A 12,792-nucleotide genomic window follows, 5' to 3' on the forward strand; every position below is an offset into this window, starting at 1 on the left:
GCCCGGGCATGACGAACAATGTGAGGTTTGTCGTGTTTACCGGAATTGTCACCGATGTCGGTGAAATCACCAGCCTGAAGCAGGTGGCGCAGGGGCAGCTGCATCGGATGCGAATTGCCTGCGGCTACGACCAGACCACGATCGCCGACGGCGCCTCGATCGCCTGCAACGGCGTCTGCCTCACGGTGGTCGCCTCCGGCACGGCCGGCGGCAAGACCTGGTTCGACGTCGACGCCGCGGCCGAGACGCTCGGCATGACCACGGCGAAGCGCTGGGTCGAGGGAACCCGCCTCAACCTCGAGCGCGCGCTCAAGATCGGCGACGAGCTCGGCGGCCATATCGTGGCCGGGCACGCCGACGGGATCGCGACCATCGTCAAGCGCGACGACCTGCCCGACATGGCGCGCTTCGAGCTGAGAACCACCCGCGAGCTCGCGCGTTTCATCGCGGCCAAGGGCTCGGTGACACTGGACGGCGTGTCGCTGACCGTGAATACGGTCGATGACGTGACCTTTTCCGTGCTGATCATCCCGCATACGCTGGAGGTCACGACCTTGAGCGGCTGGAAAACCGGCAGCGAGGTCAATATCGAGGTCGATCTGATGGCCCGCTACGCGGCGCGGCTGTCGGAGATGAAATAGCGATCGCAAATGTGTCATACGCGGGCTTGACCCGCGTAACCATCCTCTTAACTAGATGGCCTTCCGGCGCGACAGATCGCCGGGGCAAGCCCGGCAATGACGAAGGTAGACAATGGCTGACGCGCGGCGCGCACTCCTGAAGGACAAGACTGACATCTCCGGCGCACGCGTGCTGATCGTCGAGGCGCGGTTCTATGACGACATCCAGGATGCGCTGCTGGAGGGCGCGGTGGCCGAGCTGAAGGCGGCCGGCGTGACCCATGACGTGATCACGGTGCCGGGCGCGCTGGAGATTCCGGCCGCGATCGCCATTGCAATCGATGCGGCGGAAGCGGGCGGCAAGCCCTATGAAGCGGCCATTGCGCTGGGCTGCGTGGTGCGGGGCGACACCATCCATTTCGAGATCGTTTCCAACGAGTCCTCGCGCGGGCTGATGGATCTGGCGGTCAGCCGGAAATTCCCGCTCGGCAACGGCATCCTGACCGTCAACACCGAGGCCCAGGCGTGGGCGCGGGCGCGTGCCAGCGAATTGAACAAGGGCGGCGACGCGGCGCGCGCGGCGCTCGCGATGCTGCGTATCAAACGCCGTCTGGCAAAGGCCTGATCATGGCAGAGAGCAAGAAGCCGGCGAAGGGTCCCGACAGGAAAGCCAACCGGCGCGGTGCGGCGCGGCTCGCGGCCGTGCAGGCGCTGTACCAGATGGATATCGCCGGCGCCGGCCTTAACGACATTTTCGCGGAGTTCGAGAGCCACTGGCTCGGCAACGAGGTCGAAGGCGAAAAATATTTGCCGGCCGAGGCTGCATTCTTCCGCGACGTCGTCTCCGGCGTGGTGCGCGACCAGGCCAAGCTCGATCCCTTGATCGACGACGCGCTGTCGAAGGGCTGGCCGTTGAAGCGGATCGATGCGATCCTGCGCGCCGTGCTGCGGGCCGGCTCCTACGAGCTCGAGCATCGCAAGGACGTGCCCGGCCGCGTCGTCGTCTCCGAATATGTCGACGTCGCGCATGCCTTCGTCGAGAAGGACGAGACCGGCATGGTGAACGCCGTGCTCGACCAGATCGCGCGCCAGTTCCGCGCGGATGAGTTTGTGCGGGGGTGAGTCACGCGCTCAGCTGTCGTCACCCGCGCATGCGGGTGATCCAGTACGCCGCGGCAGTCGTCAACGACAACCGATGCCGCGGTGTACTGGATCGCCCGGTCAAGCCGGGCGATGACAGACGAGGGTGAGGCGCGCGTCATGGCAGATCGTCATAATGGTCCATCCGGCGAAGACTCCCTCATCGCGCGCTATTTCAAGCCGCTCGCGACCCACCCGGGCGCGTTCAATCTCGACGACGACGCCGCGGCGCTGAAAGCGGCCGGCGAGGACATTGTGGTCACCACCGACGCGATCGTCGAGGGTGTGCATTTTCTTCCCGGCGATCCGCCCGACACGCTGGCGCGCAAGGCGCTGCGGGTGAACCTGTCCGACATTGCGGCGAAGGGCGCGGTGCCCGCGGGCTTCGTGCTGACGCTGGCACTGCGCGGGGCGGAGGAGGCCTGGCTGAAGCCGTTCGCGGCCGCGCTCGGCGAGGACGCAGCCCATTACGGCTGCCCGCTGCTCGGTGGCGATACGGTGTCGACGCCGGGTCCGCTGATGATCTCGATCACCGCGTTCGCGCGGGTGCCGGCCGGGCGGATGGTGCATCGCAGCGGTGCGCATCCGGGCGATCGCGTGATGGTCACCGGCAGCATCGGCGATGCCGTGCTCGGGCTCGACGTGCTGAAGGGCGGGCGGGCGGCCGAAGCGCTCGCCGGCGACGCCGCGGCAAGAGAGATGCTGGCCGCCCGCTACCGGGTGCCGCAGCCACGCAATGCGCTCGCCAAGGCAATCCGCAGCCACGCCAGCGCGGCGATGGATGTGTCCGACGGTCTCGCCGGCGATCTGACAAAACTCTGCGCGGCCTCGCGCGTCTCGGCCGTGATCGACGTGCAGAGCATCCCGCTGTCGCCGGCGGCGGCCGGGTTGCTGGCGCGCAAGGCGATCGGCATCGAGACGCTGGTCGCCGGCGGCGACGACTACGAGATTCTGTGTGCGATCCCGGGCCATCGCATGGAGGCCTTCACCCGGGAGGCGCGGCAGGCCGGGGTCGCAGTCACGGCGATCGGCGGGGTCATCGCCGGACATTCGCCGCCGAGCTTTCTCGATGGGCAGGGCAGGGAACTGGCGCTGGAGCGGCTGTCCTACAGCCATTTCTAGAAGCCCGGTCTAGAAGCCCGGGCCGCAAGGCGCGACTTTCCTTCTAAATAGCTGCCAATATCGGCGTTTTCGGCCGTCGGTGCCGTTGCGCGGGGTTAACGATTTTGGCAAGGTCGCGCCCGATTTGAGGCCATCCCTTTCTTGGGGAGGGATGATCCTCGCAAAATAAGCGCCAGCAAAAAGGCGCGGGGGTTACATCAAGGATCTGAGGCAACATTCAATGACAGCATTATGGGTGATTGTGCTCTGCGGGGCGCTTTCCATCGTCTACGCGATCTGGGCCACCTCGTCGGTCCTGAACGCGGATGCAGGCAATCCGCGCATGCAGGAGATCGCTGCCGCCGTACGTGAGGGCGCGCAGGCCTATCTGCGGCGCCAGTACACGACCATCGGCATGGTCGGTATCGTGATCTTCTTGCTGCTGGCCTACTTCCTCGGGGTGCTGGTCGCGATCGGATTTGCGATCGGCGCCATCCTGTCGGGCGCGGCCGGCTTCATCGGCATGAACGTCTCGGTGCGCGCCAACGTCCGCACCGCGCAGGCGGCGACCACCTCGCTCGCCGGCGGCCTCGAGCTCGCCTTCAAGGCGGGCGCGATCACCGGCCTTCTGGTCGCGGGTCTCGCGCTGCTCGGCGTCACCATCTACTTCATGGTGCTGGTCCACTTCCTCGGCCTGGAGGCGAGCAGCCGGACCGTGGTCGACGCCATGGTGGCGCTCGGCTTCGGCGCCTCGCTGATCTCGATCTTCGCCCGTCTCGGCGGCGGCATCTTCACCAAGGGTGCTGACGTCGGCGGCGACCTCGTCGGCAAGGTCGAGGCCGGTATCCCCGAGGACGATCCGCGCAACCCGGCCACCATCGCCGACAATGTCGGCGACAATGTCGGCGACTGCGCCGGCATGGCGGCCGACCTGTTCGAGACCTATGCGGTGACCGCGGTCGCCACCATGGTGCTCGCCGCGATCTTCTTCGCCAAGACGCCGATCCTGGTGAACATGATGACGCTGCCGCTGGCAATCGGCGGCATCTGCATCATCACCTCGATCATCGGCACCTTCTTCGTCAAGCTGGGCGCGAGCCAGTCGATCATGGGCGCGCTGTACAAGGGCCTGATCGCCACCGGCGTGCTGTCGCTGATCGGCGTTGCCGCGGTCATCAACTGGCTGATCGGCTTCGGCAAGCTCGACGGCGTCGAATATACCGGCCTGTCGCTGTTCTGGTGCGGCGTGGTCGGCCTGGTCGTCACCGGCCTGATCATCTGGATCACCGAGTACTACACCGGCACCGACTATCGCCCGGTGAAGTCGATCGCGGCCGCCTCGGTCACCGGTCACGGCACCAACGTGATCCAGGGTCTGGCGGTCTCGATGGAAGCGACCGCGCTGCCTGCGATCGTGATCATCGCCGGCATCCTCGTCACCTACGGCCTTGCTGGCCTGTTCGGCATCGCGATCGCAACTGCCACCATGCTGGCGCTGGCCGGCATGATCGTCGCGCTCGACGCCTTCGGCCCGGTCACCGACAATGCCGGCGGCATCGCCGAGATGGCGGGGCTGCCGAAGGAGGTGCGCAAGTCGACCGACGCGCTGGACGCGGTCGGCAACACCACCAAGGCGGTGACCAAGGGCTACGCGATCGGCTCCGCCGGTCTCGGCGCGCTGGTGCTGTTTGCGGCCTATAACCAGGACCTCAAATTCTTCATCAGCGACGGCAACGCCCATGCCTACTTCAAGGGTGTCAATCCCGACTTCTCGCTCAACAATCCCTATGTGGTTGTGGGTCTGCTGTTCGGCGGCCTGTTGCCGTATCTGTTCGGCGCGCTGGGCATGACGGCGGTGGGCCGTGCAGCGGGTGCGATCGTTGAGGAGGTGCGCCGCCAGTTCCGCGAGAAGCCCGGCATCATGCAGGGCACCGACAAGCCCGACTACGGCAAGGCGGTCGACCTGCTGACCAGGGCGGCGATCAAGGAGATGATCGTCCCGTCGCTGTTGCCGGTGCTGTCGCCGATCGTGGTCTACTTCGTGATGTATGCGATCGCGGGCGGCGGCGCGGCGGGCAAGTCTGCAGCGTTCTCCGCGGTCGGCGCCATGCTGCTCGGCGTGATCGTCACCGGCCTGTTCGTCGCGATCTCGATGACCTCGGGCGGCGGCGCCTGGGACAACGCCAAGAAATACATCGAGGACGGCCACTATGGCGGCAAGGGCTCCGACGCCCACAAGTCGGCGGTGACCGGCGACACCGTCGGCGATCCCTACAAGGACACGGCGGGCCCGGCGGTGAACCCAATGATCAAGATCACCAACATCGTGGCGCTGCTGCTGCTCGCGATCCTCGCGCACTGAACGGCAGCCTCCGACTGAAGCAAAAACCCCGCGGTGCGAGCCGCGGGGTTTTTGGTTTCGGGGGACGCGAAAATGTCACCGCGTCATTGCTGTCGCAATGACGGCGGCAATAGCGGTAACTACTTCACCTCCATCTGCAGGCCTTCCTTCTCGATGATGGCGGCGAACTTCGTGGCCTCCGCTCCGACGAAATCCGAGAATTGCTGCGGCGTGCCGTAGTCGGCGCGGGCGCCCATGCCGGCGATGTTCTTCTTGACGTCGTCACGCTCCAGCATCGCCTTGATCTGCCGGCTCAGCTCATCGACGACGGGAGCTGGCGCCGCCTTGGGCAGGAAGACGCCGAACCAGGACGAGACGTCGAACCTGGCAAGCTCGGGCGCAGTCTCGCGCATCGGCGGCAGCTTCGGCGCGGAGTCGCTGCGTTCGGGCGTGGTGACGCAGAGTCCGTTGAGCTTGCCGTCGAGCACCTGCGGCAGCGACGGGTAGAGGTTGTCGAACAGGATCTGGATGTCGCCGGCGAGCGCGGCCTGCAGGGCAGGGCCGGCGCCGCGGAACGGCACATGCGTCATCTTTAGGCCGGTGAGCTGCAGGAACCAGGCGCCGGTGAGATGAGGGCTTTGTCCGGTGCCGGATGAGCCATAGGTCAGCTTGTCGGGATTGGCCTTCAGATGAGCGATCAGCTCCGGAATGGATTTGATACCGGTCGTGGGATGCGCCGTGACGATGTTCGGGATCCGGATCATGTTGGAGACCGGCTGCAGCTGGTCGGCCTTGTAGGTCAGGTTCCTGAAGATGCTGTAGGCGATTGCGTTCGGCCCGGGATTGCCGATCAGGATGGTGTGGCCGTCGCCTTTGTTGCGGGCGACCTCCGCGGTGCCAATGGTGCCTCCCGCACCGGATCGGTTTTCGACGACGACCGACTGGCCCCAGATCGGCTGCAGGTGCGCGGCGAGGAGCCGTCCCATCACGTCAGTCGAGCCGCCCGCGGCCGCCGGCACGATGATCCGGACGGTCTCGGTCGGTCGCCACTCACCGGCCCCCAGGCTCGCGCGCGGCAGAATCGTCGCGGCCGACAGCGCGGCAGCGCCCGACAAAACCGTACGACGGGAAAATCTCTTGCGGATCATGCGTTTGCCCCCTTGGTTACACGTTGTTTGCGCGCGACCCTAGGGGACCGCCTGTCTCTCGGGCAAGCGGCAACTTGGCGCAGGTGTTCCAACTCTTGATCGACATTGCGCAATTCGCGCAGCACGCTCCGATCGCGCTTGGATCGGCCGAGCTCAGGCGCCACGGGGCGAGCGCACTAAGCCCTCTTCACGAACTCCGACTTCAGGTTCATCGCACCGATGCCGTCGATCTTGCAGGCGATGTTGTGTCCGTCGCTGCCCTCGGTGAGACGGATGTTCCTGACCTTGGTGCCGCCCTTGACGACCGATGACGAGCCCTTGACCTTGAGGTCCTTGATCACGATGACGCTGTCGCCGTCCGCCAGCAGGTTGCCGTGCGCATCGCGCACGCCGGTCTCCTGCGAGGTCTCCGCAGCCGCGGCCGCCTCGGCGCTCCATTCATGGGCGCATTCCGGGCAAACCCAGAGAGCACCATCCCGATAGGCATGCTCGGAATTGCATTTCGGGCAGCTCATTGAAGCGTCCATGGTCGACATCGTCTCCGTCGTGGCCGGCGCACCGTAGGGCCGTGGACCGGCAAAGCAAGAGAAAACCCGCCGCGCCAAATGGGCGGTGGGCTCCCTGGATCAGAACGGAATCTCCCGTGCTTGCTGGGCGCAGTTGCTTCACGCGAACCGGCCCCCGCTTCGCTAGGAAGATGCGGCTAGTTGAAGCTCAGCAGCTTGAACAGCGGCGTCAGGTAGGACATCTCCTGACCCGAGGTCGGCGTGGTGCGGCTGACGAAGTCGAAGATCTTGCCGTCCTTCAGGCCGTAATTGGCGAGCCGTCGCACCTGCCGGTTCTTGTCGAAATAGACCGCGATCACGCGCTGGTCGATCACGTGCTGGTTCATGAAGGCGACCGGGCGGGAGGTCCGCTGCGAGATGTAGTAGAACACTTCGCCGTCGAGCGTGGCGACCGTGGATGGCGTGCCAAGCACGATCAGCACCTGGTCCTGGCTCGCGCCGATCGGAATCTGCTCGAGCGCGCCGTCGGGCAGGATGTAGCCCTTCTGGAACTGCTCGCCGGTGCATGCTCCGAGGGCGGCACAGACGAGACCAACAGCGGCGATCGCGCGGATGCGCGAGAATAGGCCGCGCGCACCGCGGGACTGTCTTGGCATAATGTGGTTCATCGGCGGAACTGATCCGTCCCCTTGCATCGGGCGAGGCGTTGACGTACCGGGCAGCTCAATGGATTGCAATATAGCCGAGCCTCCAACGGGCGAGCCCTCAACAGGCGACCTTTGGGACCCGCAGCCGGAACCCATCATGCTTTGGCCGTTTAATCACTTCAGGAAACCCCCGGTGCCGCCGCGCAGCACCATTGAGACCATCTATGGCATGATCGTGACGCAGGCGCGAGAACCGTTATTTTACCGTGACTTGGGCGTCCCGGACACGGTTAACGGCCGTTTTGACCTGCTTTTGATGCACCTCTGGCTGGTGTTGCGGCAGCTCAAATCCGCTGGCGCGAGCGCGGATCTGTCACAGGCCCTGTTCGACCATTTCTGCATCGATATGGACGACAATCTGCGCGAGATGGGCGTCGGCGACCTGACGGTGCCCAAGCGCATGCAGGCGTTCGGCGAAGCATTCTACGGCCGGACCGCGGCCTATGATCTGGCACTGACCGACAGCGACGAGGCGCTGGCCCAGTCGTTCTGCAAGAATATCCTCAACGGCAGGGACATCGACAAGGCACGGGAGCTCGCGACCTATGCCAGGTGCGCGATGGCGGAGCTGGCGCGCGCCGATCTCGCCGCGCTGGCTCGGGGCGCATGGCGTTTTCCGGTCCCACAGGCAGTAGGGGCGTCGGCATGAGCGGCGGCACGGGCGGCACGGCAAGACGGCCCGACCCGGTGCGCGATCCTTGGCGCGTCCTCGTCAATGCGGCGCAAGTCCCGGAGGCCGGGCTGCATCGCGCGATCGAGGCCGACGAGGCGGCCCGCAGGGCGATGGCCGAAATCGCCGGGCTGCGCGAGGTGGTCTCCGCACGTGCGGCGTTCGACATCATCCCGAAACGCGACGGCAGCTACCACGTCACGGGCAGCGTGCAGGCGCGGATCGGGCAGACCTGCGTGGTGACGCTCGATCCGATCGAGAACGACATCGACGAACCGATCGACGTCGTGTTCGCGCCGCCCGAGCAGATTCCGCAGATGGCGGATCTGGTCGACGACGCCGAGGAGAGCGACGAGGGGACGCCGGATCCGCCGGAGCCTATCGTCAACGGCTGCATCGACATCGGCCGGCTCGCCACCGACGCGCTGTTTCTCGGCATCGACCCGTATCCGCGCAAGCCGGATGCGGTGTTTGAACAGGCGGTTGAAGCACCTGATCCGGAAGCTCATCCCTTTGCCGCGCTGAAGGCCTTGAAGAAAAAGGCCGACGGCAAGAAGCCGAAGGGCGGTTAGGACGACTTTGTAAGGGGATGACCTGTGTGCGGAACTGCACGAGGGACATCCCTTGCTAGTTCAGATAATCGTCACAATATATTGAAAGATCGTGTATTTTTGTTCTGATGCGACGTATTGTGTGACGGTTCGGCCACACCGCCGAACGCCGTCAAGAGGTTGTGTCGGACCGCGGACACGCTATTGTCGCGGCCCGGCCGGGACGTGAGTTGGCGTTTCGCCGCGCGCCGTTGACAGCGGTGACTTCAAGCTCGCGGTCTTTGTCACAAGAGGCTGTGGGAGAGCAGGTTTCCGGGACGTTCATGCCTCACAAGGTTCGAATCGCGCTTGACGCCATGGGGGGCGATGTCGGCGCATCGGTCGTCATTCCCGGCGCCGCGATCTCGTTGAGCCGTCATCCCGACAGTGAATTCCTGCTCTTCGGAGACCAGGCGAAGATCGAGCCAGAACTGGCCAAGTATCCCGCGCTCAAGGCAGTCTCGAAGGTGATCCACACCGACGTCGCCGTCGCGATGGACGACAAGCCGAGCCAGGCGCTGCGGCGGACCAGGAGAGCGTCCTCGATGTGGCTCGCGATCGACGCGGTGAAACATGGCCAGGCCGACGTCGCGGTCTCCGCCGGCAATACCGGCGCGCTGATGGCGATGGGGCGGCTCAATCTGCGGACGCTGCCCGGCGTCGACCGCCCGGCGCTTGCAGCGGTGTGGCCGACGCTGCGCGGCGACTCCGTCGTGCTCGACCTCGGCGCCACGATCGGCGGCGACGCTCAGCATCTGGTGGCGCTGGCGGTGATGGGCAGCGCCATGGCGAGCGTGCTGTTCAACCTCGAACGGCCGACCGTCGGCCTGCTCAATATCGGGTCCGAGGAGATCAAGGGCCATGAGGAGATCCGCGAGGCGGCCGGAATGCTTCGGGCGATGAACTCGGCCCAATTCAACTATATCGGCTTCGTCGAGGGCGACGGGATCGGCAAGGGTCTTGCCGACGTGATCGTATCGGAAGGTTTCTGCGGTAATATCGCGCTCAAGGCCGCCGAGGGAACTGCGCGCCAGATGTTCGCCCTCCTGCGCGAAGCCATAGGCTCGAACTGGCTGGCGCGGATCGGCTACCTGTTTGCCCGTAGCGCGTTCCAGAAGCTGCGCGACAAGCTCGATCCCAACAAGTTGAATGGCAGTGTGCTGCTCGGCCTGCAGGGCGTGGTGGTCAAGAGCCATGGCGGCACCAACGCGGAAGGCTTTGCCTATGCGGTCGATGTTGGCTATGAGATGGCCCACTACGATCTCCTCACCAAGATCAATCAGATGCTAAATCGCGACGGCAGCGCGCTGGTGCAGGCGCAGACCGCGCAGGAGGCTGTCTCGTGACTGCGATACGTTCGGTTGTGCTCGGCTGCGGCTCTTACTTGCCGGAGCGGGTTTTGACGAATGCCGAACTTGCGACCCGAATTGACACATCGGACGACTGGATCGTGCAGCGCACGGGCATCCGCGAGCGCCACATCGCGGCCGACGACGAGTTCACCTCGCATCTGGCGATCAATGCGGCGCGCGCCGCGCTGGCCCATGCAGGGCTCGACGCGCAGGCGATCGACCTGATCGTGCTCGCGACCTCGACCCCCGACAACACCTTTCCCGCCACCGCGGTCGCGGTCCAGCACGGGCTCGGCATCAACCACGGCGCGGCGTTCGACCTGCAGGCGGTGTGCTCGGGCTTCGTCTTTGCGCTCGCCACCGCCGACAATTTCCTGCGCGCCGGCGCCTACAAGCGCGCGCTGGTGATCGGCGCCGAGACCTTCTCGCGGATCCTCGACTGGAATGACCGCGGCACCTGCGTGCTGTTCGGCGATGGCGCCGGCGCGATCGTGCTCGAGGCGCAGCAACACGCCGGCAAGACCAGCGATCCCGGCGTGCTGACCACGCATCTGCGCTCCGACGGACGCCACAAGGCCAAGCTGTTCGTCGACGGCGGTCCCGGTTCGACCAAGACGGTCGGGCATCTCAGGATGGAGGGGCGGGAGGTGTTCAAGCACGCCGTCGGCATGATCACCGACGTGATCGTCGATGCGTTCAACGCCACCGGCATCACCGCCGAGGACATCGACTGGTTCATCCCGCACCAGGCCAACAAGCGAATCATCGATGCATCGGCGCACAAGCTTCATATTGCGCCGCAGAAGGTGGTGCTGACGGTCGACAAGCACGGCAACACGTCGGCCGCTTCGATCCCGCTCGCGCTGTCGGTTGCCGTGAAGGACGGGCGCGTGAAGAAAGGCGACCTGGTGCTGTTCGAGGCAATGGGCGGCGGCTTCACCTGGGCTTCGGCGCTCGTGCGCTGGTGAGCGCATCGCTAAAAAGTGCAAATACTTTGCCGGTTCCTTTGCCGCGTCCGAGTGCTGGTCGCTGTTGACCATTGCGCGCTAAGCTTTTAATTTCAGTCAACAAAATTGTTCGCCGAGAGTGCGGGGCAGGCGAGATGACCACGGGAACCGGAAAAACAGTTACACGCGTCGATCTGTGCGAAGCGGTCTATCAGAAGGTAGGCCTGTCGCGCACGGAATCGTCGGCATTCGTTGAGCTTGTGCTGAAGGAGATCACCGATTGCCTGGAGAAGGGCGAGACGGTGAAACTGTCGTCGTTCGGCTCCTTCATGGTGCGCAAGAAAGGACAGCGCATCGGACGCAATCCGAAGACCGGCACCGAGGTGCCGATCTCGCCGCGCCGCGTCATGGTGTTCAAGCCGTCGGCAATCCTGAAGCAGCGGATCAACGGCCACATGGCCACCAATGGCGACGGCAGCAAGGCCGAGTGACCATTGAACCGAGGTGAGAGAGGAGCGGGCATTTGGACAAGGCGCCGGATGCGTTCCGTACCATCAGCGAAGTCGCTGACGAACTCGACATCCCCCAGCATGTCCTGAGATTCTGGGAAACGCGCTTCGCGCAGATCAAGCCGATGAAGCGCAGCGGCGGACGCCGCTATTACCGTCCGGACGACGTCGATCTGCTCAAGGGCATCCGCCGGCTGCTTTACGGCGAGGGCTACACGATCCGCGGCGTGCAGCGGATTCTGAAGGAGCACGGCATCAAGTCGGTGCAGGGCATCGCCGACCAGACCGCGGCCGTCTCGTTCGGCGCGGTCGAGGAGGCGGTCGGCCACAGCATGGCGGAGCCCGACGACGCCGGGATCAGCGACGGCTTCGATCTCGACGGGGAGGAGGGCGACGGCGACGAGAAGGGCATCGACTACCGATTCGTCGATCCCGACCAGGATGCCATCCTGTCGACCTACAAGGCGCGGGCCCAGCCGGCGAAGGCACAGCCCGCAGCGCCTCCGGTGCGGGCCGGGATTGCGGCCGCCGACCGCGAGCGACTCGAGCGCGCGCTGCAGGAACTGGTCGTCTGCCGGCAGATGATCGATTCGGCGATGAAGGACGGCGACGACAGGGGTGGAACCGGCGCCTGATTGACGGTGCCAAGGCCCGCTTCCCGCCTTGCGCGGACGCGGGATCGCAGCTAATGGAACGGCATCGGAGCGTGGCGCAGCCCGGTTAGCGCACTAGTCTGGGAGACTAGGGGTCGGAGGTTCAAATCCTCTCGCTCCGACCATTTTTCTCAACGATTGCGGTCGATTTGGATTTCGAACCAAGGCTGCTCACTTCGCGGGCTGCGCTTTTGCCCATGTCAGTTCTGACGGGGGGCGGTCGGACCGCGGATTGAAGTCAGGCGACTCGGCAATATCCGTTTACCCAAGCCGAAATGTACGTCCCGAGCACTCCAAGGACGAATCCGGCGGAGAACACGTTTAGACTGTGCAGCCGGGGTATTCCCGCCTGCCATGCGATGCCGTTGAGTAAAGCAAGAACGATGACGACGCCAATGCCGTAGGCAGTAAGCGTGCGCATTTGACAACTCCTCCTTGCTGTCGCCCCGCACTGCTTGGTCCGATCATAGATGTGTTTTGAAAGTTGGGGCGCTGCCCGAAGGTGTCC

General features: G+C 65.0%; 15 protein-coding genes and 1 tRNA gene. 12 read left to right on the forward strand and 4 right to left on the reverse strand.

The features are described from left to right. Positions 1–32: 32 nt before the first annotated feature. From MTX19_RS17785 to MTX19_RS17805, 5 genes are all read left to right on the forward strand, one after another. Positions 33–641 carry a riboflavin synthase gene (locus MTX19_RS17785; protein ID WP_280984825.1) on the forward strand — a complete coding sequence of 203 codons (609 nt, stop codon included), beginning with the start codon at positions 33–35 and terminating at the stop codon, positions 639–641. Positions 642–753: 112 nt separating this feature from the next. Continuing rightward, positions 754–1,245 (forward strand): 6,7-dimethyl-8-ribityllumazine synthase, encoded by a 492-nt coding sequence (ribH, locus tag MTX19_RS17790; RefSeq protein ID WP_280978635.1) that lies wholly within the window; start codon positions 754–756, stop codon positions 1,243–1,245. Positions 1,246–1,247: 2 nt separating this feature from the next. Next, complete coding sequence (gene nusB / locus MTX19_RS17795) at positions 1,248–1,742, forward strand: transcription antitermination factor NusB (protein WP_280977681.1); 495 nt, start codon at positions 1,248–1,250, stop codon at positions 1,740–1,742. A gap of 138 nt (positions 1,743–1,880) precedes the next feature. Next, a complete protein-coding gene (thiL, locus tag MTX19_RS17800; protein WP_280986081.1) occupies positions 1,881–2,882 on the forward strand; it encodes a thiamine-phosphate kinase in 1,002 nt (333 codons plus the stop codon). A 220-nt stretch (positions 2,883–3,102) separates the two neighbouring features. Further along, on the forward strand, positions 3,103–5,223 hold the full coding sequence (locus MTX19_RS17805; RefSeq protein ID WP_280978636.1) for a sodium-translocating pyrophosphatase: 2,121 nt from the start codon (positions 3,103–3,105) through the stop codon (positions 5,221–5,223). Positions 5,224–5,342: 119 nt separating this feature from the next. Here MTX19_RS17805 and MTX19_RS17810 read toward each other — a convergent pair whose 3' ends face one another. The 3 genes from MTX19_RS17810 to MTX19_RS17820 all read right to left on the reverse strand — a co-directional run bounded on the left by MTX19_RS17810 (position 5,343) and on the right by MTX19_RS17820 (position 7,512). Then, positions 5,343–6,350: a tripartite tricarboxylate transporter substrate binding protein gene (locus MTX19_RS17810; RefSeq protein WP_280978637.1), complete on the reverse strand. Its 1,008-nt coding sequence runs from the start codon at positions 6,348–6,350 to the stop codon at positions 5,343–5,345. Positions 6,351–6,526: 176 nt separating this feature from the next. Further along, a complete protein-coding gene (locus tag MTX19_RS17815; RefSeq protein ID WP_280977685.1) occupies positions 6,527–6,877 on the reverse strand; it encodes a zinc ribbon domain-containing protein YjdM in 351 nt (116 codons plus the stop codon). A 176-nt stretch (positions 6,878–7,053) separates the two neighbouring features. Next, positions 7,054–7,512 carry an outer membrane protein assembly factor BamE gene (locus MTX19_RS17820; RefSeq protein ID WP_280977686.1) on the reverse strand — a complete coding sequence of 153 codons (459 nt, stop codon included), beginning with the start codon at positions 7,510–7,512 and terminating at the stop codon, positions 7,054–7,056. A 148-nt stretch (positions 7,513–7,660) separates the two neighbouring features. Here MTX19_RS17820 and MTX19_RS17825 point away from each other — a divergent pair, with 148 nt between their 5' ends. The 7 genes from MTX19_RS17825 (at position 7,661) to MTX19_RS17855 (ending at position 12,409) form a co-directional block, all read left to right on the forward strand. Next, the gene (locus MTX19_RS17825) at positions 7,661–8,212 is read left to right on the forward strand and encodes a ubiquinol-cytochrome C chaperone family protein (protein WP_280978638.1); all 552 of its coding nucleotides are present in this window, start codon (positions 7,661–7,663) and stop codon (positions 8,210–8,212) included. Beyond that, positions 8,209–8,805 (forward strand): YceD family protein, encoded by a 597-nt coding sequence (locus MTX19_RS17830; RefSeq protein WP_280978639.1) that lies wholly within the window; start codon positions 8,209–8,211, stop codon positions 8,803–8,805. Before MTX19_RS17825 ends, MTX19_RS17830 begins: the two co-directional genes overlap by 4 nt. 302 nt (positions 8,806–9,107) lie before the next feature. Then, on the forward strand, positions 9,108–10,169 hold the full coding sequence (gene plsX / locus MTX19_RS17835) for a phosphate acyltransferase PlsX (RefSeq protein WP_280978640.1): 1,062 nt from the start codon (positions 9,108–9,110) through the stop codon (positions 10,167–10,169). Then, positions 10,166–11,143, forward strand: a complete 978-nt coding sequence (locus MTX19_RS17840; protein WP_280986082.1) for a beta-ketoacyl-ACP synthase III — start codon at positions 10,166–10,168, stop codon at positions 11,141–11,143. The genes plsX and MTX19_RS17840 overlap by 4 nt, the downstream gene beginning before the upstream one ends. A gap of 134 nt (positions 11,144–11,277) precedes the next feature. Continuing rightward, positions 11,278–11,613 carry an integration host factor subunit alpha gene (locus tag MTX19_RS17845; RefSeq protein ID WP_280977691.1) on the forward strand — a complete coding sequence of 112 codons (336 nt, stop codon included), beginning with the start codon at positions 11,278–11,280 and terminating at the stop codon, positions 11,611–11,613. A gap of 32 nt (positions 11,614–11,645) precedes the next feature. After that, a complete protein-coding gene (locus MTX19_RS17850) occupies positions 11,646–12,266 on the forward strand; it encodes a MerR family transcriptional regulator (RefSeq protein WP_280978641.1) in 621 nt (206 codons plus the stop codon). A gap of 65 nt (positions 12,267–12,331) precedes the next feature. Further along, positions 12,332–12,409, forward strand: a tRNA-Pro gene (locus tag MTX19_RS17855). Positions 12,410–12,522: 113 nt separating this feature from the next. Here the strand turns inward: MTX19_RS17855 and MTX19_RS17860 are convergent. Then, positions 12,523–12,705: a hypothetical protein gene (locus MTX19_RS17860; protein WP_280978642.1), complete on the reverse strand. Its 183-nt coding sequence runs from the start codon at positions 12,703–12,705 to the stop codon at positions 12,523–12,525. Positions 12,706–12,792: the final 87 nt, after the last annotated feature.

The sequence above is a fragment of the Bradyrhizobium sp. ISRA464 genome (assembly GCF_029910095.1).
In the GTDB taxonomy this organism is placed as follows: Bacteria; Pseudomonadota; Alphaproteobacteria; order Rhizobiales; family Xanthobacteraceae; genus Bradyrhizobium.

Excerpts from the sequence above, each read along its gene's own strand:
- ribH (WP_280978635.1), top strand. The coding sequence starts at position 754 with ATGGCTGACGCGCGGCGCGCACTCCTGAAGGACAAGACTGACATCTCC.
- nusB (WP_280977681.1), top strand. The coding sequence starts at position 1,248 with ATGGCAGAGAGCAAGAAGCCGGCGAAGGGTCCCGACAGGAAAGCCAAC.
- thiL (WP_280986081.1), top strand. The coding sequence starts at position 1,881 with ATGGCAGATCGTCATAATGGTCCATCCGGCGAAGACTCCCTCATCGCG.
- MTX19_RS17805 (WP_280978636.1), top strand. The coding sequence starts at position 3,103 with ATGACAGCATTATGGGTGATTGTGCTCTGCGGGGCGCTTTCCATCGTC.
- MTX19_RS17810 (WP_280978637.1), bottom strand. The coding sequence starts at position 6,350 with ATGATCCGCAAGAGATTTTCCCGTCGTACGGTTTTGTCGGGCGCTGCC.
- MTX19_RS17815 (WP_280977685.1), bottom strand. The coding sequence starts at position 6,877 with ATGGACGCTTCAATGAGCTGCCCGAAATGCAATTCCGAGCATGCCTAT.
- MTX19_RS17820 (WP_280977686.1), bottom strand. The coding sequence starts at position 7,512 with ATGCCAAGACAGTCCCGCGGTGCGCGCGGCCTATTCTCGCGCATCCGC.
- MTX19_RS17825 (WP_280978638.1), top strand. The coding sequence starts at position 7,661 with ATGCTTTGGCCGTTTAATCACTTCAGGAAACCCCCGGTGCCGCCGCGC.
- MTX19_RS17830 (WP_280978639.1), top strand. The coding sequence starts at position 8,209 with ATGAGCGGCGGCACGGGCGGCACGGCAAGACGGCCCGACCCGGTGCGC.
- plsX (WP_280978640.1), top strand. The coding sequence starts at position 9,108 with ATGCCTCACAAGGTTCGAATCGCGCTTGACGCCATGGGGGGCGATGTC.
- MTX19_RS17845 (WP_280977691.1), top strand. The coding sequence starts at position 11,278 with ATGACCACGGGAACCGGAAAAACAGTTACACGCGTCGATCTGTGCGAA.
- MTX19_RS17860 (WP_280978642.1), bottom strand. The coding sequence starts at position 12,705 with ATGCGCACGCTTACTGCCTACGGCATTGGCGTCGTCATCGTTCTTGCT.